Here is a 20,483-nt window from a genome sequence, read left to right on the forward strand (position 1 = left end):
CCGCGCTTGTGCCGCGGTCAGTCGCCCGAGCGTAGACTGACGCCGACCGCGCCGATCGCAGGGTCGGCGGGTGTTCCGCATGACGACTTGAAAGGGCACGATGTCTGCACTCCCGATCCCGAATGTTCCCCTCAACAACGGCACGTCGATCCCGCAGCTCGGCTCCGGCGTCTATCTCGTCAAACCCGGTGAGGCCGAAGAGGTCGTCAGCACGGCGCTCGAGGTCGGATACCGCCACATCGACACGGCGAGTCTGTACGGCAACGAGGCAGAGGTCGGCCAGGCCATTGCACGCAGCGGCCTCGCGCGCGACGAGGTGTTCGTGACCACCAAGCTCGGCAACCCCGACCAGGCGCGCGCTGCCGACGCCTTCGCAGAGAGCCTCGACCGACTCGCGCTTGACCGGGTCGACCTCTACCTCATCCACTGGCCGCTGCCCATGTTCGGCGAAGCGCTGGGAGCGTGGAAGTCGCTTATCGAGATCGCCGAATCAGGTCGGGCGTCAGCGATCGGCGTCTCCAACTTCGAGATCTCCGACCTGCAGCAGCTCATCGACGAAACGGGCGTGGTGCCTGCGGTCAATCAGATCGAGCTGCACCCGCTGCATCAGCGCCGCGAACTCGTCGACTTCTGCACCCAGCACGGCATCGCCATCGAAGCATGGGGCCCGCTCGCGCAGGGCAAGTCGGACCTCTTCGATCGCCCCGAGCTGCTCGAGATCGCGCGAGCGCACGGCAAGACACCTGCGCAGGTCGTGCTGCGGTGGCACGTGCAGCAGGGGCGCGTCATCTTCCCGAAGACGGTGCGCCGCGAGCGCATGATCGAGAACGCCGACCTCTTCGATTTCGAGCTCGATGCGACCCAGATGGAGGCGATCGACGCGTACGAGGCCGGCACGAACTTCGGACCCGATCCCCGCACCTTCGACGCGCGATAAGGAGAGCGACATGACTCACGCACCCATCACCATCACCCTCACGGGTGCCGGAGGCCAGATCGGCTATGCGGCACTGTTCCGGATCGCCGCCGGAGACCTGCTCGGCCCCGATCAGCCGGTCGCCCTTCGGCTCCTCGAGATTCCGCAGGGGATGCGCGCCGCCGAGGGCGCCGCGCTCGAACTCGCCGACTGCGCCTTCCCGACGCTCGCGGGTGTCGAGATCACCGACGACGCCAGTGTCGCCTTCGAAGGCGCGAACGTGGCACTGCTCGTCGGGTCGCGGCCGCGCGCCGCGGGAATGGAACGCGCCGATCTCCTCGCAGCGAACGGCGCGATCTTCGGTCCGCAGGGGCGCGCGATCAACGCCAGCGCGGCCGATGACGTGCGCGTGGTCGTGGTGGGCAACCCCGCGAACACCAACGCGCTCATCGCTCAGCAGCACGCACCCGACGTGCCGCCCGAGCGTTTCACCGCGCTCACGCGGCTCGACCACAATCGCGCGGTCGGGCTGCTCGCAGCCGAGGCCGACGTTCCCGTCGCCGACGTCTCGGGTGTGACCATCTGGGGCAATCACTCGGCGACCCAGTACCCCGATCTCAGCCATGCGACGGTGCGGGGCCGCGCTGCTCTCGACACCGTGGACGCCTCCTGGGCGCGCGGTCCCTACATTGATCGCGTGGCGCAGCGCGGTGCTGAGATCATCGAGGTGCGCGGGGGCTCCTCCGTCGCCTCGGCCGCCAACGCTGCGATCGAGCACGCGCACGATTGGCTCCTCGGCACCGGCGAGCGCTCGGCCGTGCACTGGACGAGCGCTGCGATCGTGTCTCGCGGTGAGTACGGGGTACCCGAGGGGCTCATCTCCTCGTTCCCCGTGACCTCCGCCGGCGGCAACTGGAACATCGTCGAGGGCCTCGACATCGATGCCTTCTCCCGGGAGCGGATCGACGCATCGGTTGCGGAACTCGTGGGCGAGCGCGATGCGGTTCGCGAGCTCGGGCTGATTCCGTAACCGAATACGGGCCGCTTTCCGGTTCCGCGCCGTGCGTGCGTGTTCGAGGCAGCGGCGCGGGCCATGCGCTCGCCCTCGGAACTCGGAGGGGCGGAGGAGCCCTAGGATAGAGAGCATGTCCAAGGTTCTATCTTCCCTCCCCGTGGGCGAGCGCGTCGGCATCGCCTTCTCCGGAGGTCTCGACACCTCCTGTGCAGTCGCATGGATGCGCGAAAAAGGCGCTGTGCCCTGCACCTACACCGCAGATATCGGCCAGTACGACGAGCCGGATATCGACGGAGTCGCCGATCGGGCGAAGGAGTACGGCGCAGAGATCGCCCGTCACGTCGACGCCAAGCGTCCGCTCGTCGAAGAAGGGTTCGTCGCGCTGCAGACGGGCGCGTTCAACGTGCGCTCGGGCGGGAAGACCTACTTCAACACGACGCCGCTCGGCCGCGCCGTGACTGGCACGCTGCTCGTGCGCGCGATGAAGGAAGACGGCGTCGACATCTGGGGCGACGGCTCAACCTACAAGGGCAACGACATCGAGCGGTTCTACCGCTACGGCCTGATGGCCAACCCGGCGCTGCGCATCTACAAGCCGTGGCTCGATCACCAGTTCGTCGAAGAGCTCGGCGGGCGCCACGAAATGAGCGAGTGGCTCGTCGCGCACGGCTATCCGTACCGCGATGCGACCGAGAAGGCGTACTCGACCGACGCGAACATCTGGGGCGCGACGCACGAGGCGAAGAAGCTCGAGTTCCTCGACGCCGGTCTCGATATCGTTCAGCCCATCATGGGCGTCGCGGCATGGCGAGACGACGTCGAGGTCGCGACTGAAGAGGTGTCGGTGCGCTTCGAGGCGGGTCGCCCGGTGGCCATCAACGGCGTCGTGTACGACGATCCGGTGGCACTGGTGCTCGAGGCGAACGCGATCGGCGGCCGTCACGGTCTCGGCGTCTCCGACCAGATCGAGAACCGCATCATCGAGGCCAAGTCGCGCGGCATCTACGAGGCCCCCGGCATGGCGTTGCTGCACATCACGTATGAGCGCCTCGTCAACGCGATCCACAACGAGAACACGCTCGCCAGCTATCACACGGACGGGCGCAAGCTCGGACGCCTGATGTACGAGGGCCGCTGGCTCGACCCCGAGTCGCTCATGCTGCGGGAGGCGCTGCAGCGCTGGGTCGGTTCTGCGATCACGGGCGAGGTCACGTTGCGGCTGCGCCGCGGCGACGACTACACGATCCTCAACACCGAGGGCGACAACCTCAGCTACCACCCCGAGAAGCTGTCGATGGAGCGCACGGTCGGCGCCGCGTTCGGGCCGGTCGACCGCATCGGCCAGCTCACCATGCGCAACCTCGACATCGCCGACTCGCGTCAGCGCCTCGAGCAGTACGCGCAGCTCGGGCTCGTCGGAGGCTCCATCGCTGAGCTCGTCGGTCAGCTCGAGCAGGGAGGCGCGGCCGAGATCGCGAACGCCGTCGGCGGCATCGATGAGGACGCGGACGAACTCGGCCTGTCGGCGGCGTTCGACGCCGGCACCGACTGAGTTCGCTCACTACCGAACACACGAAGGGCCCATCCGATTGGATGGGCCCTTCGTGTGTTCGGGCCTGCCAGAAGAGCTCAGGAACAACAGAAAAACGGCCCGTCCACTCCGAGGAGGGGACGGGCCGTTCGGCTCTCTAGGCTGCTCAGGAAGCGCGGCGCGCGCGAGCGGCGCGACGCTTGAGCGCACGGCGCTCGTCCTCGCTGAGGCCGCCCCACACGCCCGAATCCTGACCGGTATCCATCGCGTACTGCAGGCACATCTCGGTGACGGTGCACCGAGCGCACACCGACTTCGCCCGCTCGATCTGCTCAACAGCCGGGCCCGTGTTGCCGACCGGGAAGAAAAGCTCCGGGTCTACGGTGAGGCAAGCTGCCTGTTCACGCCAATCCATGTGTCCTCCTCTGTAACGCACGCGCGCGAACAATCCGGAGACCGGATAGCCTAGAATTCGCGCCGTAACTACCTAATACGTGGCTGAGAATGCTCACGTCGGCGTGCGCGAAACTCGACGGGTTATATAGTTCCACGGAAACAGATGCAAATCAATAGGTAACCCGCAATTGATTGGAAAGCGAGCCGCAATGCCCCCGACATCTCCCGATCACCCTCGTTCACGCGCGGGGTGGGCGGTGCTCCGCGTCCTGCTGGTGCTCGAGAGCGCACTGCTCGTCGGGGTCCTGATCTTCTCGGTCTCAGCGGCGGTCGACTCGGTGGGGCCGGTCGCGCAGAACGTGAGCATCGTGGCCATGGCGGTGCTCGCTCTGGCATGGGTCGCGATTACTGCGGTGGCAGCCCTGCGCGGCCGCCCGAGCTGGGTGCGCGGTTCGGCGCTGACCATTCACGTACTGCTGTTCGCCGGCGGAACCGGCTGCCTGCAGCTCGGCATCGGCACCTGGCAGTTCGGCTTCGCGCTCGTGGCCGGGGCGCTGGTGGGCTTCGTCGCTGCCGTGCTCGCGCGTCCAGAGGTGCGCCCCGTCCTCGACGAGCACGGCAACGCGTACTAGCCGAATCGAGCCTCAGACCTCGAGCAGCTTGCGCAGACGCGCCACGTGCCCCGTGGCCTTCACATTGGTGAGAGCATGGGCGATCCGGCCCGCTTCGTCGATCACGAAGGTCGAGCGGATCACGCCCTCCACAATGCGCCCGTAGTTGTTCTTCTCGCCGAATGCGCCGTAGGCGTGATGCACTGCCGCGTCGGGGTCGCTGAGCAACGGGTACTCGAGCCCGTCGCGGTCGGCGAATCGGCGCAGCTTTTCGACGGAATCGCGCGATACTCCGAGCACGTGGTAGCCGGCGGCCTCGAAGGGCAGCGTCGAATCACGGAAGTCGCAAGCCTCCTTCGTGCACCCCGGGGTCATGGCCTCCGGGTAGAAGAAGAGGATGACCCGCTTGCCCTGGTACTGCGCCAGCGCACGGGTGTTGCCATCCTGGTCGAGGAGGGTGAAGTCGGGGGCCTCGTGGCCGGGCTCGAGCACTACGCGATCAGTCATACGGCCAGCCTATCGCTGAGCGGTCAGCGCTCGCTCCGGCGCCGGGCAACGGCGATCCCGGGCTACTTCAGCAGTCGGCGCAGCGATTCGACGCGCGCGGCCCCCGCCGCGTCGAGGCGGCCGTCGGCGATCGCGGCGTCGAGCTCGCAATCGGGCGCATCATCCTGGTGCGTGCAGCCCCTCGGACAGCCCTCGATGATCTCGGCGAGGTCGGTGAACCCGCTCAGAATGCCCTCGGTCGTGACGTGGCCGAGCCCGAAGGAGCGCACCCCAGGAGTATCGATGACCCAGCCGGCGGCGCCGTTCGCGGCGCCGGGGGTCGACGCGCGCAACGCGACCGAGGAGGACGAGGTGTGCCGCCCGCGACCGGTGACCTCGTTGACGTGGCCGATCGCGCGCTCAGCATCGGGCACGAGGGCGTTGATGAGCGTTGACTTGCCGACGCCGGAGTGCCCGACGAAAACCGTGGTGCGGCCCGCGAGCGATGCTCGAATCTCGTCGAGCGGCCAGGCATCTGGCTGGGACCGGAATACCGGCACCTCCAGTGCGGCGAAGTGCGACAGGAAGGGCTCAGGATCGGCGAGATCGACCTTGGTGATGCAGATCAGTGGCGAGATTCCGGCATCGTAGGCGGCCACGAGGTAGCGGTCGACGAGACGCACGCGGGGTTCGGGGTTCGCCGCAGCGACGACGATGAGCATCTGGTCGGCGTTCGCCACCATCACCCGCTCGATGCGGTCGCTGTCGTCAGCGCTGCGCCGCAGCAGGGTGCGACGATCCTCCACCGACACGATGCGCGACAGCGTGCCCGCGTCTCCACTCGTGTCGCCGACGAGCTGCACACGGTCGCCGATGACGATCGGGGTGCGACGAAGCTCGCGGGCGCGCGATGCGAGCACGGGGCGCTCGCGAGGATCCTCTGGGTCGGCTCCGGAGCCGACGAGGGCGGTGTAGCGACCCCGATCGACGGCGGTCACCATGCCGGTCAGCGCGTCAGCGTGCTCGGGACGCCGCTTCGTGCGCGGACGATTGGCTTTCGGGTTGGGGCGCTGTCGCACCTGCAGATCGGCGTACTCGGCGTACGGATCATCGGCGTCGTCGTCGGGGGTGAGCCAGCTCACGGCCTACAGCCCTTCGATGAAGCCTCGAGCGGATCGCCCGAGCGCCGAGCTCCGAGCGGATGCCCCGTCGGCAGCTGCGCCGAACTCGAATGCGACGTCGACGCCGGTTCGCGACGCTCCGACTGCGGAGCTCGTCGGGGCGACCGTATGCTCCCACAGTTCGGTGAAGCGCGGCAGGGTCTTCGACGTCGACGCGACACCTTCGACCTCGACACCGGGCACGCGCAGCCCGATGACGGCACCCGTCGTCGCCATCCGGTGGTCGGCGTAGCTGTGCCAGACACCGCCGTGCAACCGTGCGGGGCGCACCGCGATGCCGTCCTCGAGCTCGACGGCGTCGCCACCGAGCGCATTGATCTCGGCGACGAGCGCCGCGATGCGGTCGGTCTCGTGGTGGCGAATGTGGCCGATGCCGGTGATCGTGCTCGCTGCACCATCAGACCCATCAGACCCATCAGACCCATCAGACGCATCGGAGCCGTGCGCGGCGAGCGCGGCGAGCCCGACGAGCGTCGGCGCGAGTTCGCCCGCCTCTGGCACGTGCAGGGTGACACCGGAGATCGCGCCGCTCCCGGTTGCCGTCAGGTCGCCCGACTCGTTCAGCCGGATTGCCGCTCCGAATTCGGGCAGGAGGGTGCGCAGCAGATCGCCGACCTGAGTGGTCGAACTCGGCCAGTTCGGCACGGTCACGCGGCCGCCAGAGGCGATCGCTGCAGCAAGAAACGGCGCCGCGTTCGACAGATCGGGTTCGATGGTCACATCGATGGCTCGGATCGTGCCCGGTGCGACGATCCACTCGCCGACGGCGGGGGAGTCGACCTGCACCCCGCGGGCGCGGAGGCTGGCGATGGTCATCTCGATGTGCGGCAGGCTGGGCAGACGCTCCCCGGTGTGCACGATGTGCACACCCTGCTCGAACCGTGCCCCGGCGAGCAGCAGCGCCGAGACGAACTGGCTCGAGAGCGAGGCATCGAGCTCGACGCGCCCGCCGTGCAGCGAGCCCGTGCCGTGCACCGTGAAGGGGAGAGCGCCACGACCCTCATCGGCGATGTCGGCGCCGAGACTCCGCAGTGCGTCGAGCACGGGTCGCATCGGGCGCTTGCGGGCGTACGGGTCGCCGTCGAACGCGACCGGCCCGAGTGCGAGAGCGGCCACTGCCGGAACGAAGCGCATCACAGTGCCGGCGAGGCCGCAATCGATCGTCGTCGATCCCGTCAGCTCGGGCGCCGGCGTAACGCGCAGGTCAGGATCGACGAACTCGCCGCGCGGCAGCTCTTCGATGCGAGTTCCGAGCGCGCGCAGCGCGTCGATCATGAGCGACGCGTCTCGTGATCGCAGAGGCGCATGCAGCACGCTCGGCCCATCGGCCAGGGCCGCGAGCACGAGCTCTCGTCCAGTCAATGATTTCGAGCCAGGAAGCTGCACCGTCGCGTCGAGAGCGGTGTCCGGTCGCGGCGCAGGCCACAGCTCCGCGGCTTCGCCGACGCCCTCTCCGGTGCCGGTCTCGTCGCCGTCTTTGCCCTGGTTCATCTTCGCGATCAGCATCGTGGTCGAGTCTACCCGCAGCCGCCGCCAGTAGGATCGAGGGCGTGAGTGATACCGCAGCACAGGCGAAGCTGGAACAGCGCTTCACGTCGGAGGCGCTTCCGATGCTCGATCAGCTGTACGGCGCAGCGATGAAGATGACCCGGAATCCGCAGGACGCGCAGGATCTCGTGCAGGAGACGTTCCTCAAAGCGTTCTCGGCATTCGCGTCGTTCCAGGAGGGCACCAATCTCAAGGCGTGGCTGTACCGGATCATGACGAACAGCTACATCAACACGTATCGCAAGCGTCAACGCGAACCGCATCTCGGCGCTGTCGACGAGCTCGAGGACTGGCAGCTCGGGGGTGCCGAGTCGACCACCGCGATGTCATCGCAGTCGGCGGAAGCCGAGGCGATCGATCGCACGCCCGATTCCGTGGTCACCAACGCATTGAACGCGTTGCCCGAAGATTTCCGCATCGCCGTCTATCTGGCAGACGTCGAAGGGTTCAGCTATCAGGAGATCGCTGATATCGCTGAGGTGCCCATCGGCACGGTGATGAGCCGCCTGCATCGCGGTCGCGCACGCTTGCGCAAAGCGCTCGGGGAATACGCGAACGAGCAGGGCGTTGGACTCAATGCGGGGAAGAAACCGACGAAGAAGGGAGCAGCGCGATGAGTGATTGCGAGCAGGCCAAGGCGAATGTTTACGAGCTGCTCCGAGGCGAGCTCTGCGCCGAGGAATCAGCGCCGATCCGAGCGCACATCGCCGCGTGTCCATCGTGCCAGAACGAGCGGAATGCGTGCGAGAAGCTCACGAACGTCGTAAAGCGGGCGTGCGAGGAGGAGCGGGACAGCAACTGTCCGCCCGTGGATCTGCGAGAAGCGATTCTCCGCAGCCTCAGAGCAGAAGACTCCGGACTCGTCGTTTAGGCGTTTGGCGCCGTGCGGTCTGGGGCAGTCGCGGTCAACGCTTCGATAGTACGGGCCAGCGGTGCAGGCGCTGCTTCGTGGAGATTGTGCGGCCCGGCTACGGTCACGACTGCGCTGTGAGGGAGGCGGATCCGCCACTCCTCGATGCGGCCTGTGGTCGCCATGCCCGACTCTGCGGCGATCAGCGCGACCGGCACACCCAGCGCCTCGAGCGACGCCAGCGCTTCCCAGATCGGCGCATAGGGCTGGGCGTCTGCTGACTCAGCGGATGGCGCGCCAGCATCGAGGTGTGCGAGGTGGTGCGTCCACTCGAGTCGCCCATCGGGGCGGCGCCGTGTGTTCAGCGCGATGCCGCGTCTGAGGGCCGCGGCATCGCGGCCGATGCCGAACCGTTGCGCACGCGTGACGATTTCATCGATGCTGCCGAAATCGCGTTGCCCCTGAATGAAGTCGCGCACCGATCCCGTGTCGCGGGCAGGGGAGACGCCAGGGGTGATGTCGATGAGGATCACCTGCGACACGAGGTCCGGACGCGACGCCGCGACGAGTGCTGCGGTGAGGCCGCCGAGGGAGTGCCCGACCAGCGTGACAGGTGGGGGAGCGAAGCGATCGAGTGCCGCGAGGACGTCGGCTGCAAGCGTCTCGGGTCGGTAGTCCGCATCTGCGCGCCAATCGCTGCGACCGTGTCCGGGCATATCGAGCGCGAGCGCCGGCTGACGCAGGGCGAGGAGCATCGGGTCGAAGCTGTGCGCGTTCAGTCCAGCTCCGTGCATCGCCACGAGGGCGGGGGCGTGCTCACCGTCGAAGGCGAGCCCGCTCACGGTGCGGTGATCCGGAAGCTCCGCACGCACCCGCGACACCGTCGGCAATGGGTCGGATTGCCCGACCCGCGCAGCGTCGCTCGCGAGAAAGCGGAACTCATCGGTATTCTCCCCAGGCTCGGTGTCTTCTGCCGTCGCTGAGTTCGGCGAGGTCGCTGAGTCCGGCGAGGTGGCTGCCGCTTCGCTCATCGGCCGGTCTCGCCATCGCGTACGTAGCCGCCGTCGCGCAGCCCCGCCTCGATCTCGAAGCGGTTGCGCAGCGGATCACGGCCGGCGAATGCGTAGAGCAGGGGCAGCGCGAAACCGTAGTGGCGCCACTGCGCGCGGTGCACCCGCTCATGGCGCAGCACCCGTTCCGAGACATTCTGATTCGTGAGGTAGCAGGAGCCGACACAGCTTCCGCCGCGACCGAACGTCCATCGAGGCATGCCTCGGAACACCCACAGGCCCTCGTGGCGCTCGATGCGCCCCCGGCTCCATATGGAGCCCCAGACGAACCCGACGCAAGTGGCGTAGGCGTACCCGAGTCGTGCGAACGGCCAGCGTCGGGCCCCCGGCTTCACGCAGACCCCGCTGCGTCGGGTCGGGCGGCGGTGCCCGACGTGAGTGCGGCAAGCGTGCGGAGCACCGTCGGCAGGTCCTCGGCCGCCATTCGTCCATCGGCCGGCGCGAACTCGCAGATCGCCGCCCCGACGAGTGGCACCTCGGCGACAGCGGCGCGGATAGCGCCGGTCAGCTGCGCGACCGTCATGCCGAACGGCACCGGTGCGTGCACGGAGCCGAAGGCCGCGGGGTCGAGCACGTCGAGATCGATGTGAATGTAGACGCCATTCGCTCCGGCGATTCGTTCGAGGATCGCGGCGCGCAGTGCGTCTTCGCCGGTTGCCTCGGGGCCGACGCGCAGCGTCGTGATCCCGAGACGCCGCAGCTCTGCGTCTTCTTCAGGGTCGATCGCTCGCGCGCCCACGAGGGTGACGTGCTCGGGCGAGACGGCGGGCGCCGCCACCAGATCGGGCGAGCCGTCTCCGAGCGCGTGCCGCAGCGTCATGCCGGAGGCTGCGCCCGTTGGAGACGTGCTGGGGTGCTGCAGGTCGGCATGCGCATCGAACCACAGTACGGCGAGCCGATCGACGGAACGAGCTGCGGCTTCAATACCGGGCAGGGAGCTCACGCAGTCGCCGCCCACGATGATCGGCGCGCGCCCGTCGACGAGTGCCGGCTCGATCGCCGTGCGCGCTGCCTCGCGGGCTCGAACGAGGCTGCTGAGACGGGCCACCGGGGTCCCCATCGCATCGCCGGCCTCCAGAGGCACCGAGACTTCGCGCAGAGACGCGGTCGGCAGATCCTCGCGCAGCAGGGCGGCGCCCTCGGCGAGCTGCATGGCTCGCGACGAAGGCGAACCCTGCCACTGAGGCATGAGAAAGAACATCGGGCTTGCCACGGCACCCTCCTCCGAGATCACTGCTGTTCAGAATACGCCCGCGCGGGCGCGAGGCGACCGAGTTCCGCGATGCGAGAACATCGGCGGCAGAGGTGGTCGCGGCGAGATCAGTCGACGGTGAGATCAGTCGACGGTGACAAAGTCGATCAAGTGCTCAACGCGACCGACGAGTTCAGGTTCGAGGTCGCGGAAGTCGCGCACGCGTGATCGGATGCGCGACCAGGCATCGGCGATGTCTCCCTGCTCGTCACTCGGCCAACCGAGCGCGCGGCAGATGCCCGTCTTCCACTCGATGCTGCGCGGAATCGTCGGCCACTCCTGCAACCCGACGCGTGCTGGCTTCACCGCCTGCCAGATATCCACGAAGGGGTGGCCCACGATGAGCACGTGCGCGCCGTGGGGCCCGCGGGCGATGGCGTCGGCGATCCTCGTCTCCTTGCTGCCGCGCACGAGATGGTCGAGGAGGACTCCCGCGCGGCGATCGGGACCCGGCTCGAACTCGGCGAGCACCTGCTCGAGATTGTCGGCTCCCTGCAGCAGCTCGACGACGACGCCCTCGACGCGAAGGTCGTCACCCCACACCTGTTCAACGAGCTCGGCGTCGTGCTTTCCCTCGACGAAGATGCGACTGGGCATGGCGACGCGAGCTCGCTGCTGCGGGGCGGCGAAGGATCCGGACGCCGTGCGCTTGCGCGCGCCGGACGACGCGGCCGGGCGCACCAGACGAACTGGCTTGCCGTCGACGAGAAAGCCGTCGGTGAGGGGGAAGGCGCGCACCTTCCCCCGGAAGTCTTCGAGCTGCACCAGCCCCTCCCGGGCGCCGACCACCGCACCGCACCACTCGGACTCGGTGTGCTCGAGCACGAGACCCTTCGCAAGCGGCACATCGCGACGCTCGACCGGGCCTCGCCGGGGTTTCATGCGTGCCACCGGGTCGAGATCGTATCGGTCGTCGAACATGGATCGAGCCTATCGCTGTGGAGCGACGGGCGGTCTCACTCGAGCGCGCAGTCGGTGCGGAAGCCCGCTTCGAGCAGGGTCGACGTGCTCTGCTCGGTCATCTTGAGCGCGCGCCCGTCGCCGATCTTCTCCGCGGGCAACTCGCGAATGTCGAGCTCTGCGCGAGCCAACCGCCCGAGTTCGAACGGATGGAGGCCGCCTCCGAGACTCAGAGACGCGCTGCTCGACCATACGGCGCTGGCCAGCGACGCGGCGTCGGCGTCTGAGAGCGCCGAGCGCACTCCGTCGAGCACCCGCGCAGACCAGAGTGCACGCTGACGCGCGCCCGCATCTTCGGAGACCGCCACCCACGCACCGTCGACGAACTGCTCCGCGTGGCGAGAACGCACCAGTCCGAGGGCAGTCACACCGTCGACCTGCTGAGTACCCGCCGTGTCGACGGTGAGCTCGGCGGCGGCATCGCGCAGCGGGTACTCGATGTCCACCTCGATACCGCCGAGGGCGTCGATCGCGTCGACGAAGCCGGCTCCATCGATCGAGACGTATCGGTCGACCGCAACGCCCGTCGTCGAGCAGACACTCTGCATCAGCACCTCCGGTCCGTCGAGGAGTGCGAGTGCGATCGAGCCGAAGTATCCGTTCGTCGAGAGCAGATCCCTCGGCAGCGATACTGCCGACGCGGTGCCGTCGTCTCCGAGACGCACGAGCACGAGCGCGTCGGCGCGCGCCTGGCCCTCCGGGGTGCTGCTCTGTACATCGGTCGGAGCCCGCTCGATACCCGAGTCGGCGCCCACGAAGAGGTAGACGGCATCGCCAGTGTTTGCCCGCTGCGGCTCATCTTCAGCGTTGAGCTGCGGCATGGCGACGCCGTCGATGCGCGATGCGAGCACTGCGGCGACGCCGCCGAGTGCGAGCACCAGGGCGAGTGCGACGACGGCCGCGATGCGCATGGCACGGCGAAACGCCCCTGGTCGCGAACGGGGATTTCCGATCGGATCAGGGGCGTTTTGCGTCGTCGTGCTATGCAGCTGAATTACTCCGCAGCGCGTGCCTTGCGGCGGCCGAGCGCGATCGCGCCTGCGCCGAGTGCGAGAGCCGCAGCGCCACCGGCGATGACGAACGGAGCGAAGTTCTCGCCACCGGTGTTCGCGAGCTTTGCGCCGGGCGCGTAGCCGACCGGCTGAGCGGGAGGCGTCACGCCGCCGCCCACGTTACCCGGATCGGCCGGCGCGCCGGGAGCCACGGTGCCGTCGGTGACGGTCAGCGGCGCCGAGAACTCGGTTCCGCTGGTCTCGCCGACGAAGAAGACGTCGTAGGCGCCATAGGCGAGGGTGTTGCCGAGGGTGATGTCGCCGGCGATCTCACCGACCGCGTTGGCCGCGACGGTGCCGAGCGACTCGATCACCACGCCGTTCTGACGGAACTCGACGCGCACCTCCTCGTCGGGTGCGAACCCGGCACCGCTGAAGGTGAAGGACTCGAAATGATCGGCTTCGGCGACCTCGAGCTGCACGCCCGCTGCTGCGCTGACGAGGAGTTCTGCCGGCGCGTACTCGGTGATCTCGGTGTAGAGGTCGCAGGCCGCGCGAACCTCGTAGACTCCGCTCTCCGCTGGTGCCGGAAGGGTCGCTGTCCACGAGCCGTCCGCACCTGCGGCGTCCGAGAAGATGACGGGCTCCGTGTCGTCGGCGGGAGCGAGGGCTACAAGGTAGTTGCCGGGCGTGCCGCCGTCGCCGATGCAGGTCTCGCCTGAAACGGTGAACGATTCTGCGCCGAGTGTGATGGCCGGTGCCACGGTGATCGGGTCGCCCGGCTCCACAGCGGTTGCGGCGGTGCCTCCGAATGTCAGTGCTGCGATCGCGCCGATCGCGGCCGCACCGGCGAGCTTCTTCGAGAACTTCATGTTGCCTCCGAGGTAATGGGGTGATGATGTTTCGCGACTACGGCTGGACGAGTGCGATGGATCCCGGCACCGCTCTGTGCAACGAGGCAGAACTTTGCCACGCGAGCTCAGTGAGTCGCCACAGAAGAACTTCTGGAGCGTCAGCCAAGTTCAACGGTAGACGGTGAGCAAATATTGAGCAAGCACTCAGCCTCAGTTTTTCTGCGACGAACGAGCATCCCGTTGGAGGGGAGAGCGAGCGCCCCTGGTCGAATCACTTGTCCGATTCCTGGGGCGCTCGCCCGTCACAGGCGCTGCGAAGACGCAGGCAACCTGCTCTCGGTTACGCGCTCGCGCGCGCCTTGCGGCGGCCCAGTGCGACCGCGCCAGCACCGAGCGCCAGCGCAGCGACGCCACCCGCGATCGCGAGCGGTGCGAGGTTCTCGCCACCGGTCGTGGCGAGCGAGCCCTTTGCGCCAGTGGATGCCGGGTCGATGTTCGCGGCGGGGGCGGCGCTCGCCGGGTCCGCCGCGCCGTTATCAACAACGTCAGGTGCGATGGGGGCGTCGCTGCTCGCGCTGCCGCCCGTGATGGTCAGCGGAGCCGAGTACTCGGCTCCGCTGGTCTCGCCGGTGAAGACAACGTCGTACGTGCCTGCCGCCAGCACGTTGCCGAGGCTGATCTCGCCGTGAAGCTCACCGACCCTGTTCGCGGTCACGGTGTCCAGCGTCTCGACGACCTTGCCGTTCTGGCGGAACTCGACGCGAACGTTCTCCTTCGGCGTGAAGCCGGAACCTGACACGTCGACGGACTGGTAGTGCTTCGCCTCGGCCACGCTCAGCTGCACGCCCGCAGCCTTGCTGATGCGTGCCCAATCAGTCGCATACGTGATGCCTCCCACGTACAGGTCGCACTTCGCGGCTACGAGATATTCTTCGCTCTCCGCGGGAGACGGGATGGTGGCGGTCCATGATCCATTCGCGTCCGCCTTACCCGCGTACACGGTAGGCGGAACCGTCTTCGAGGTATCCAGGCTGTCGTAGAAGTTGATCGCGTACTCGCCAGGCGTGCCATTGGCATCTACGCATCCCTCGCCCGAAACGGTGAACGACTCGGCGCCAACCGTGGGGCTCGGCGCCACCGTGATTGGTTCCAGTGCGGCGTTCGCGGCGGTTCCGCCGAACGTGAGGACGGCGACGGCGCCGATCGCCGCAGCACCGGCGAGCTTTTTGCTGAACTTCATAGTTACTCCAGTGGGTTCGTTTGCAAACAAATGCGACATCCGCACGCGCGTGCTGATCGCACCACCCGATGCGCTCCCGCAGGTTTTCGTGTCGCAACACGTCGCCCGCGAGAAGGAACTCCCCCTAGAAGATCGGCAGCTCAAAGCTTCTGCCACGATGGACTTTAGACCACGTAAGAAAATTCGGCAAACCGTCGATTGGTGGCAGGCGCGTGGTCAGGGCCGGGCGCTCGCGATAGATTGTTGCGGTGACACCCGAGGCCGGCGGGCGACGCACACGACTGCGCGCGCTGCTCGTCGATACGACACCGCTGCGCGCAAGCCCTGCATTTGCGAAGCTCTGGACGGGCACGTCGATCGCGCAGATCGGTGCGCAAGTGACGATCGTCGCGGTGGGCCTGCACATCTACGAGATCACGAGATCCACGTTCGCGGTCTCGCTCGTCGCGCTGTGGGCGCTCGGGCCGATGATCGTTGCGGGCTTCGTGGGCGGCGCGCTCGCCGACGCGTTCGATCGCCGGCTCGTCGCCCTGGTCACCGCCATTGCGGCGTGGCTCAGCATCTGCGCGATGACCGTGATCGCATTTCTCGACGTCCAGGCGACGTGGCCCTACTACGCACTCGCCGCGGTCAACGCCGCTTCGGCCACCATCATGGGTGCGACGCGCGGCGCCATTCTGCCGCGACTGCTGCCTCCGCAGCTCCTGCCCGCCGCCGCTGCATTGAGCGGAATCACGATGGGCCTGGCGATCACCGTCGGCCCGGCCGTCGCCGGTGTGCTCGTCGCGAGCGTGGGAGTGCCCTGGACGTACTTGCTCGACGCCGTGCTCTTCTCCGGCGCGTTCCTCGGCATCCTCAGCCTGCCGCGCATAGCGCCCGACGGCGACCGCACTGCCCCGGGCCTCAGCTCGGTGCTCGGCAGCCTCGCGTTCTTGAAGCGTGCGCCCAATGTGCGGGCGACCTTCATCTGGGACCTGATCGCCATGATCTTCGGCACACCGCGGGTGGTCTTCCCCGCTGCGGGTGCGCTGGTGCTCGGGGGAGGGCCGGTGACGGTGGGCGCGCTCACGGCGGCGTTCGCTCTGGGCGCTCTGGTGAGCGGGCTCCTCTCGGGTCCGCTCGGAGCAGTGCGACGTCAGGGCCGCGCGGTCACCCTGGCCGTCGCGGCCTTCGGGGCCTGCACGGCGCTCTTCGGTCTCGTACTGCTCATCACCGTCACGACCGCGGGGATCGCGGAGCGCAGCGACGACCCCATCATCCCGGCCATCCTGCTCGCGGGCGTAGCCCTGGCCGGTACCGGCGCGGCCGATAACGTCAGCGCGGTGTTCCGAACGACGATTCTCCAGTCGGCGGCTCCCGACGACGTTCGCGGGCGCATGCAGGGCCTCTTCTACGTGGTCGTGGCGGGCGGGCCGCGCGTCGGCGACCTGCTCGCGGGGGCCGTGGCGACGCTCATCGCGCTCTGGGCGCCCGCCCTGCTCGGCGGCATCGTGATCCTCGGCACCATGCTGGTGCTGCTGCGCACGGCGAAGGGGTTTCAGCGCTACGACGCGCATCACCCCACTCCGTGACCGCCACGTCGTTCGCCGGCGGTGATACGGTGCTGAGATGAGCGCCGCAACGAAGTCGCAGCCCACCGCCGGAGTCGATGAATCGCTCGTGCTTGCGCGGCGGGACGGCGCGATCACGCACCTCACTCTGAATCGGCCGCGCGCGATCAACGCGCTCAACAGCGAGATGTTCGCTCGGCTCGCAGCCGCGGTGGCGGCGGCGCAGAGCGATGGATCACAGGCGATTCTGCTCGACGGCGCCGGCGAGCGCGGCTTCTGCGGCGGTGGCGATATCAAGGAGTTGTCGGCAGGATCCGCCCGCTCGATACTCGCGGCCGAGTACCGCCTCGACTACGCCATCAGCGTCTCGGCGCCTCCCGTCGTCGGGATCATGGACGGCATCACCATGGGCGGCGGCATCGGGCTCGCCGGGCACGCCGCGCTGCGCGTGGTCACTGAGCGCAGCCGCCTCGCCATGCCCGAGGCGCGAATCGGCATCGTGCCCGATGTCGGCGGGCATCTGCTGCTCGCAGCGGCTCCCGAGCGGCTCGGCGAACTGCTCGCGATCTCGGCGGGGGACATGACGGCGGGCGACGCGATCGCACTCGGATTCGCCGACGCATTCGTGCCGTCGGAGCGGCTGCCGCAGTTGCGGGCAGCGCTCGCCGCTGGGGAGGATCCGCGAAGAGCGGTCGAGCAGCTCAGCGAGCCGGCGCCGGCCTCGACTCTCCTCGACGCTCGTGACTGGTGGTCGCCGATTGCGGCGTCGGTCTTCGGGGCGCGGGAAGAGCCGACCTTCGACGATCCCGCGGCGACGGCGCTCCGGTTGATCCGGTCGCTCGAGGGGAGCGATGCGTCGGAAGCGCAGCACCTGGCCACCGTCGTGCGCGCGATGAGCCCGACCTCGGTGGCGATCACGCTCGCCCAGCTCGACCGCACTCGGAGGCTCGCTCTGACCCTGCCCGACGTGCTCGCCGACGACCTGCGCACCCTCGGCCGCCTTGCATCGATGCCCGACTTCGCCGAGGGCGTGCGCGCGCAGATCATCGACAAGGATCGCTCGCCCCGCTGGAGCCCGGAGCGCATCGAAGACCTCGACGCCGCCCTGCTCGACGAGATTCTCGACCCAGCGTCGCGCGTGGGCGAAGCGCCGCTCGAGCTTGGAGCGCGTCACAGCTAGTGGGGATCGCCGATGCAGAATTCGTTGCCGTCAGGGTCTGAGAACGTGTCCCACGCGAGCCCGGCCTCGCCGCGGCGCCCGAGGTGCGTCGCGCCCGCATCCACCCATTCGGCGACGAGCGCAGTCCGATCGACTGAACCGTCGACGTCGAAATCGAGGTGCAGACGGTTCTTGCCCGTTCCGGGATCGTCGACCTTCTGAAAACCGAGGGCCGCTGGCAGCTGCGGCGCACGCACGATGCAGAACCAGCCGTCGGACTCGTGCACGATCTCACCGCCGAGGCGGTCCGCCCACCAGCCGGCGAGGCCCCTGGGATCGGTTGTATCCATCGTGATCATGCTCAAGCCCACCATGCGTGCCCCGTTCATCGTTGTACGTGGATTTCCACGGTACGGGGTTCCGCAGAAGGCCGGTAGCCTGAGATGGTGAGTGAGCCCTGGAACGCGAGCGGGCCGAGTCGGGTGATGCCGGGCGACAATCTGCCGATCCTGCGCTCGCTTCCCACGGCTGCCTTCGCGGTCGCATATCTCGATCCGCCGTTCAACACCGGTCGCTCGCGCCAGGCCGAGCGAGTGCGGGGTACCCGCGTGGATGGCTCGGTCGGGTCAGTCGCCGGCGATCGGCTCGGCTTTCGCGGGCAGGGGTACCGCGTCACGCGAGAGATGACGCTCAGCTATGACGACCGCTTCGGCGACTACTGGGACTTCTTGGAACCGCGCCTCGAGCAGGTATGGCGCCTGCTCTCGCCCGACGGACTGCTCTATCTGCATCTCGACTACCGCGAGGTGCACTACGCGAAGGTGCTGCTCGACGCGCTCTTCGGCCCCGAGTGCTTCATCAACGAGATCATCTGGGCGTACGACTACGGAGCGCGCTCGAAGCGGCGGTGGCCGGCGAAGCACGACAACATTCTGGTCTACGCGAAGCACCCGGACTGGTACCACTTCGATTCAGAGGCGGTGGATCGCGAGCCCTACATGGCGCCGGGTCTCGTGACCCCCGAGAAGGCCGCGCTCGGAAAACTCCCCACGGATACCTGGTGGCACACGATCGTTTCTCCGACCGGTGCAGAACGCACCGGGTACCCCACCCAGAAGCCCGTGGGAATACTGCGGCGGATCATCCAGGCGTCGACGCGCCCCGGAGATTGGGTGCTCGATCCGTTCGCGGGCAGTGGCACGATGGGGGCGGCCGCAGAGCAGCTCGGGCGCAGGTACCTGCTCATCGATGAGAACGCAGCAGCCATCGAGGTGATGCGCGAGCGACTCGGCGCTACCGGGGCGGTCTTCGGGTGAGCGCCGCACAACCCGAGCGCGCTGCAGCGGGCGGACGCGAGGGGCTCGCTGCGGGTCGAGCCGCGAGTCGAGCCGCCAGTGCGCTCCCCGTGCAGATCGATCGGACCTCGAGTCTGCCGCTGCCGGTGCAGCTCGCGGGAGCGCTGCGCGAGGCCATCGATGCGTCGCTCGTGCGGCCGGGCGAGGCCGTGCCAGCAACGCGCGAACTCAGCCGTCGGCTCGGCGTCGCCCGGGGCGTGGTCGTGGCGGCATACGAACAGCTCATCGCCGAGGGTTACCTGGCCGCGTCGCAGGGGCGCGGAACTCTGGTGCATCCGGATCTGGCGCGCACGCATGTCGAGGGTGAGGATCGCGCAGTGGCCGAAGTCGTCGACGCCGCGGGCCCGTCAGCCCTCGACGCTGAAACCACGACGGAGCAGGGGCTGCGCGGCGAGGCGAGCCCGGCCCCGCTGGCGCCCGGAGTGCCGATCACCGATGGCGTCGTCGGATCGGCGTGGCGCGCCGCGTGGCGCATGGCGGCAGCAGATGTCGCGGTCGCCGAGGTCGTCGCGCCGCTCGGGGATCCCGTGCTGCGGCGCGAGATTTCGGAACACCTGCGACGCATGCGCGGCACCTCGCGCGCCGCGTCGGACGTGCTCGTCACGGCGGGCACGCGCGACGGACTGTGGCTGCTGCTCACCGCACTCGGCACGACCCGGGGGCGAAACCTGGTCGTGGGCGTCGAAGATCCTGGCTTGCCGTCGTTGCGCGGCGCCGCATCCCGCGCAGGGGCGAGCATCGTCGCGCTTCCCGCTGACGGTGAGGGCCTCGACACCGCCCGGCTTCCCGACGGCGTGCTCGATGCGGTCATCGTGACGCCGAGCCACCAGTATCCCCTCGGCGGTTCGCTGCCGCTCGCGCGCCGCCGAGCGCTCCTCGCCTGGGCGCGGCGCAACGGAGTCGTCATCATCGAGGACGACTTCGACTCCGAGCTGCGGTACACCGGAACGCCGCTGCCGACGCTCGCGGCCCTCGATGACCCCGATACGGGCGTGGTGGTGCTGCTGGGCACGTTCTCGCGCACCATTACACCAGCCCTCTCGGCCGGCTACCTGCTCGCGCCGGCGGGCCTGCGGGCCCGCATCGAGCCCGTGCGGCGCGACCTCGGCGCAACCGTATCGAGCGTCGTGCAATCGGCGCTCGCGGGCTACCTGTCGAGCGGAGCGCTCCGCCGGCACACCGCACGCATGCTGCGTCGCTACGCCGCCCGTCGCGATCTCGTGTCCGAGCGGCTCGCGGGTGCGGCGTCCGTGCGCGTTCGCCCCATGGACGGGGGTCTGCACGCGGTCATCGAGTTCTCGGGTGCGGCCGCGAGCGCTCGCCGCAGGGAGGCGGCGGCGGTGGCGCTGACGGAGGCGAGTGGGCTGGGCGTTCAGGCCCTCGGGCGGTACTGGCAGCGCGCCGACCGCGACGCGGGCATGGCCGGTCTCGTCATCGGGGTGGGCGGAGATGACGACGCCGCGTTCGACGCCGCGCTGCTGCGGCTCCGGGCGATCCTCGACGAGGTCTGACGCCTC

Annotated in this window: 22 protein-coding genes; 10 read left to right on the top strand and 12 right to left on the bottom strand. The window is 68.5% G+C overall.

Annotated features, from left to right (window positions below; translation table 11 throughout):
• Window positions 1-100 precede the first annotated feature (100 nt).
• The 3 genes from AB0O71_RS03110 to argG all read left to right on the top strand — a co-directional run bounded on the left by AB0O71_RS03110 (window position 101) and on the right by argG (window position 3,483).
• The gene (locus AB0O71_RS03110; RefSeq protein ID WP_363741804.1) at window positions 101-937 is read left to right on the top strand and encodes an aldo/keto reductase; all 837 of its coding nucleotides are present in this window, start codon (window positions 101-103) and stop codon (window positions 935-937) included.
• A gap of 10 nt (window positions 938-947) precedes the next feature.
• A complete protein-coding gene (locus AB0O71_RS03115) occupies window positions 948-1,946 on the top strand; it encodes a malate dehydrogenase (protein ID WP_363741807.1) in 999 nt (332 codons plus the stop codon).
• 115 nt (window positions 1,947-2,061) lie between these two features.
• Complete coding sequence (gene argG, locus AB0O71_RS03120; RefSeq protein ID WP_363741810.1) at window positions 2,062-3,483, top strand: argininosuccinate synthase; 1,422 nt, start codon at window positions 2,062-2,064, stop codon at window positions 3,481-3,483.
• A 145-nt stretch (window positions 3,484-3,628) separates the two neighbouring features.
• Here the strand turns inward: argG and AB0O71_RS03125 are convergent, their stop codons facing one another.
• Complete coding sequence (locus AB0O71_RS03125) at window positions 3,629-3,877, bottom strand: WhiB family transcriptional regulator (RefSeq protein WP_010156721.1); 249 nt, start codon at window positions 3,875-3,877, stop codon at window positions 3,629-3,631.
• Between the two features lie 190 nt (window positions 3,878-4,067).
• On the opposite strand from AB0O71_RS03125, the gene AB0O71_RS03130 reads away from it, so the two are divergent.
• Window positions 4,068-4,490, top strand: a complete 423-nt coding sequence (locus tag AB0O71_RS03130; RefSeq protein ID WP_363741815.1) for a hypothetical protein — start codon at window positions 4,068-4,070, stop codon at window positions 4,488-4,490.
• Between the two features lie 12 nt (window positions 4,491-4,502).
• Here AB0O71_RS03130 and bcp read toward each other — a convergent pair whose 3' ends face one another.
• The 3 genes from bcp to aroA all read right to left on the bottom strand — a co-directional run bounded on the left by bcp (window position 4,503) and on the right by aroA (window position 7,642).
• The gene (gene bcp / locus AB0O71_RS03135; RefSeq protein WP_363741818.1) at window positions 4,503-4,976 is read right to left on the bottom strand and encodes a thioredoxin-dependent thiol peroxidase; all 474 of its coding nucleotides are present in this window, start codon (window positions 4,974-4,976) and stop codon (window positions 4,503-4,505) included.
• Between the two features lie 62 nt (window positions 4,977-5,038).
• On the bottom strand, window positions 5,039-6,097 hold the full coding sequence (gene rsgA / locus AB0O71_RS03140) for a ribosome small subunit-dependent GTPase A (protein ID WP_363741821.1): 1,059 nt from the start codon (window positions 6,095-6,097) through the stop codon (window positions 5,039-5,041).
• 3 nt (window positions 6,098-6,100) lie between these two features.
• On the bottom strand, window positions 6,101-7,642 hold the full coding sequence (gene aroA / locus AB0O71_RS03145; protein ID WP_363741825.1) for a 3-phosphoshikimate 1-carboxyvinyltransferase: 1,542 nt from the start codon (window positions 7,640-7,642) through the stop codon (window positions 6,101-6,103).
• Between the two features lie 44 nt (window positions 7,643-7,686).
• Here aroA and AB0O71_RS03150 point away from each other — a divergent pair, with 44 nt between their 5' ends.
• Window positions 7,687-8,301 carry a sigma-70 family RNA polymerase sigma factor gene (locus AB0O71_RS03150; RefSeq protein WP_363741828.1) on the top strand — a complete coding sequence of 205 codons (615 nt, stop codon included), beginning with the start codon at window positions 7,687-7,689 and terminating at the stop codon, window positions 8,299-8,301.
• A complete protein-coding gene (locus tag AB0O71_RS03155) occupies window positions 8,298-8,555 on the top strand; it encodes a zf-HC2 domain-containing protein (protein WP_363741831.1) in 258 nt (85 codons plus the stop codon). Before AB0O71_RS03150 ends, AB0O71_RS03155 begins: the two co-directional genes overlap by 4 nt.
• Here the strand turns inward: AB0O71_RS03155 and AB0O71_RS03160 are convergent.
• The 7 genes from AB0O71_RS03160 to AB0O71_RS03190 form a co-directional block, all read right to left on the bottom strand.
• Complete coding sequence (locus AB0O71_RS03160) at window positions 8,552-9,565, bottom strand: alpha/beta hydrolase (RefSeq protein ID WP_363741834.1); 1,014 nt, start codon at window positions 9,563-9,565, stop codon at window positions 8,552-8,554. The two genes, AB0O71_RS03155 and AB0O71_RS03160, sit on opposite strands and share 4 nt — an antisense overlap.
• Window positions 9,562-9,939 (bottom strand): Fe-S oxidoreductase, encoded by a 378-nt coding sequence (locus AB0O71_RS03165; protein WP_363741837.1) that lies wholly within the window; start codon window positions 9,937-9,939, stop codon window positions 9,562-9,564. Before AB0O71_RS03165 ends, AB0O71_RS03160 begins: the two co-directional genes overlap by 4 nt.
• Window positions 9,936-10,817 carry an arginase family protein gene (locus AB0O71_RS03170; RefSeq protein ID WP_363741840.1) on the bottom strand — a complete coding sequence of 294 codons (882 nt, stop codon included), beginning with the start codon at window positions 10,815-10,817 and terminating at the stop codon, window positions 9,936-9,938. Before AB0O71_RS03170 ends, AB0O71_RS03165 begins: the two co-directional genes overlap by 4 nt.
• Before the next feature lie 123 nt (window positions 10,818-10,940).
• Window positions 10,941-11,777, bottom strand: a complete 837-nt coding sequence (locus tag AB0O71_RS03175) for a DUF3097 family protein (RefSeq protein ID WP_363741843.1) — start codon at window positions 11,775-11,777, stop codon at window positions 10,941-10,943.
• A gap of 35 nt (window positions 11,778-11,812) precedes the next feature.
• Window positions 11,813-12,727 (bottom strand): LCP family protein, encoded by a 915-nt coding sequence (locus AB0O71_RS03180; RefSeq protein ID WP_363741846.1) that lies wholly within the window; start codon window positions 12,725-12,727, stop codon window positions 11,813-11,815.
• An 83-nt stretch (window positions 12,728-12,810) separates the two neighbouring features.
• Window positions 12,811-13,680, bottom strand: coding sequence for an LPXTG cell wall anchor domain-containing protein (locus AB0O71_RS03185; RefSeq protein WP_363741849.1), 870 nt, complete (start codon window positions 13,678-13,680; stop codon window positions 12,811-12,813).
• A gap of 322 nt (window positions 13,681-14,002) precedes the next feature.
• Window positions 14,003-14,902, bottom strand: a complete 900-nt coding sequence (locus AB0O71_RS03190; protein WP_363741852.1) for a hypothetical protein — start codon at window positions 14,900-14,902, stop codon at window positions 14,003-14,005.
• A 248-nt stretch (window positions 14,903-15,150) separates the two neighbouring features.
• On the opposite strand from AB0O71_RS03190, the gene AB0O71_RS03195 reads away from it, so the two are divergent.
• Window positions 15,151-16,473 carry an MFS transporter gene (locus AB0O71_RS03195; RefSeq protein ID WP_363741855.1) on the top strand — a complete coding sequence of 441 codons (1,323 nt, stop codon included), beginning with the start codon at window positions 15,151-15,153 and terminating at the stop codon, window positions 16,471-16,473.
• Between the two features lie 37 nt (window positions 16,474-16,510).
• On the top strand, window positions 16,511-17,632 hold the full coding sequence (locus AB0O71_RS03200; protein ID WP_363741858.1) for an enoyl-CoA hydratase/isomerase family protein: 1,122 nt from the start codon (window positions 16,511-16,513) through the stop codon (window positions 17,630-17,632).
• Here AB0O71_RS03200 and AB0O71_RS03205 read toward each other — a convergent pair.
• Window positions 17,629-17,961 carry a VOC family protein gene (locus AB0O71_RS03205; RefSeq protein ID WP_363741861.1) on the bottom strand — a complete coding sequence of 111 codons (333 nt, stop codon included), beginning with the start codon at window positions 17,959-17,961 and terminating at the stop codon, window positions 17,629-17,631. The two genes, AB0O71_RS03200 and AB0O71_RS03205, sit on opposite strands and share 4 nt — an antisense overlap.
• A 135-nt stretch (window positions 17,962-18,096) precedes the next feature.
• On the opposite strand from AB0O71_RS03205, the gene AB0O71_RS03210 reads away from it, so the two are divergent.
• Together AB0O71_RS03210 and AB0O71_RS03215 are read left to right on the top strand one after the other, a co-directional pair.
• The gene (locus tag AB0O71_RS03210; RefSeq protein WP_363742133.1) at window positions 18,097-18,927 is read left to right on the top strand and encodes a site-specific DNA-methyltransferase; all 831 of its coding nucleotides are present in this window, start codon (window positions 18,097-18,099) and stop codon (window positions 18,925-18,927) included.
• Window positions 18,924-20,477: a PLP-dependent aminotransferase family protein gene (locus tag AB0O71_RS03215; protein ID WP_363741864.1), complete on the top strand. Its 1,554-nt coding sequence runs from the start codon at window positions 18,924-18,926 to the stop codon at window positions 20,475-20,477. Before AB0O71_RS03210 ends, AB0O71_RS03215 begins: the two co-directional genes overlap by 4 nt.
• The last annotated feature ends 6 nt before the right edge of the window (window positions 20,478-20,483 follow it).

It is taken from the genome of Leucobacter sp. NPDC077196, assembly GCF_040687075.1.
Lineage (GTDB): Bacteria > Actinomycetota > Actinomycetes > Actinomycetales > Microbacteriaceae > Leucobacter.

What these genes read in the sequence shown, in the direction of transcription:
- AB0O71_RS03125 (WP_010156721.1), bottom strand. Translation starts at nt 3,877, where the DNA reads ATGGATTGGCGTGAACAGGCAGCTTGCCTCACCGTAGACCCGGAGCTT.
- AB0O71_RS03210 (WP_363742133.1), top strand. Translation starts at nt 18,097, where the DNA reads ATGCCGGGCGACAATCTGCCGATCCTGCGCTCGCTTCCCACGGCTGCC.
- AB0O71_RS03155 (WP_363741831.1), top strand. Translation starts at nt 8,298, where the DNA reads ATGAGTGATTGCGAGCAGGCCAAGGCGAATGTTTACGAGCTGCTCCGA.
- AB0O71_RS03110 (WP_363741804.1), top strand. Translation starts at nt 101, where the DNA reads ATGTCTGCACTCCCGATCCCGAATGTTCCCCTCAACAACGGCACGTCG.
- aroA (WP_363741825.1), bottom strand. Translation starts at nt 7,642, where the DNA reads ATGCTGATCGCGAAGATGAACCAGGGCAAAGACGGCGACGAGACCGGC.
- AB0O71_RS03190 (WP_363741852.1), bottom strand. Translation starts at nt 14,902, where the DNA reads ATGAAGTTCAGCAAAAAGCTCGCCGGTGCTGCGGCGATCGGCGCCGTC.
- AB0O71_RS03160 (WP_363741834.1), bottom strand. Translation starts at nt 9,565, where the DNA reads ATGAGCGAAGCGGCAGCCACCTCGCCGGACTCAGCGACCTCGCCGAAC.
- AB0O71_RS03200 (WP_363741858.1), top strand. Translation starts at nt 16,511, where the DNA reads ATGAGCGCCGCAACGAAGTCGCAGCCCACCGCCGGAGTCGATGAATCG.
- AB0O71_RS03205 (WP_363741861.1), bottom strand. Translation starts at nt 17,961, where the DNA reads ATGGATACAACCGATCCCAGGGGCCTCGCCGGCTGGTGGGCGGACCGC.
- AB0O71_RS03130 (WP_363741815.1), top strand. Translation starts at nt 4,068, where the DNA reads ATGCCCCCGACATCTCCCGATCACCCTCGTTCACGCGCGGGGTGGGCG.
- bcp (WP_363741818.1), bottom strand. Translation starts at nt 4,976, where the DNA reads ATGACTGATCGCGTAGTGCTCGAGCCCGGCCACGAGGCCCCCGACTTC.
- argG (WP_363741810.1), top strand. Translation starts at nt 2,062, where the DNA reads ATGTCCAAGGTTCTATCTTCCCTCCCCGTGGGCGAGCGCGTCGGCATC.
- AB0O71_RS03180 (WP_363741846.1), bottom strand. Translation starts at nt 12,727, where the DNA reads ATGCGCATCGCGGCCGTCGTCGCACTCGCCCTGGTGCTCGCACTCGGC.
- AB0O71_RS03175 (WP_363741843.1), bottom strand. Translation starts at nt 11,777, where the DNA reads ATGTTCGACGACCGATACGATCTCGACCCGGTGGCACGCATGAAACCC.
- AB0O71_RS03185 (WP_363741849.1), bottom strand. Translation starts at nt 13,680, where the DNA reads ATGAAGTTCTCGAAGAAGCTCGCCGGTGCGGCCGCGATCGGCGCGATC.
- AB0O71_RS03115 (WP_363741807.1), top strand. Translation starts at nt 948, where the DNA reads ATGACTCACGCACCCATCACCATCACCCTCACGGGTGCCGGAGGCCAG.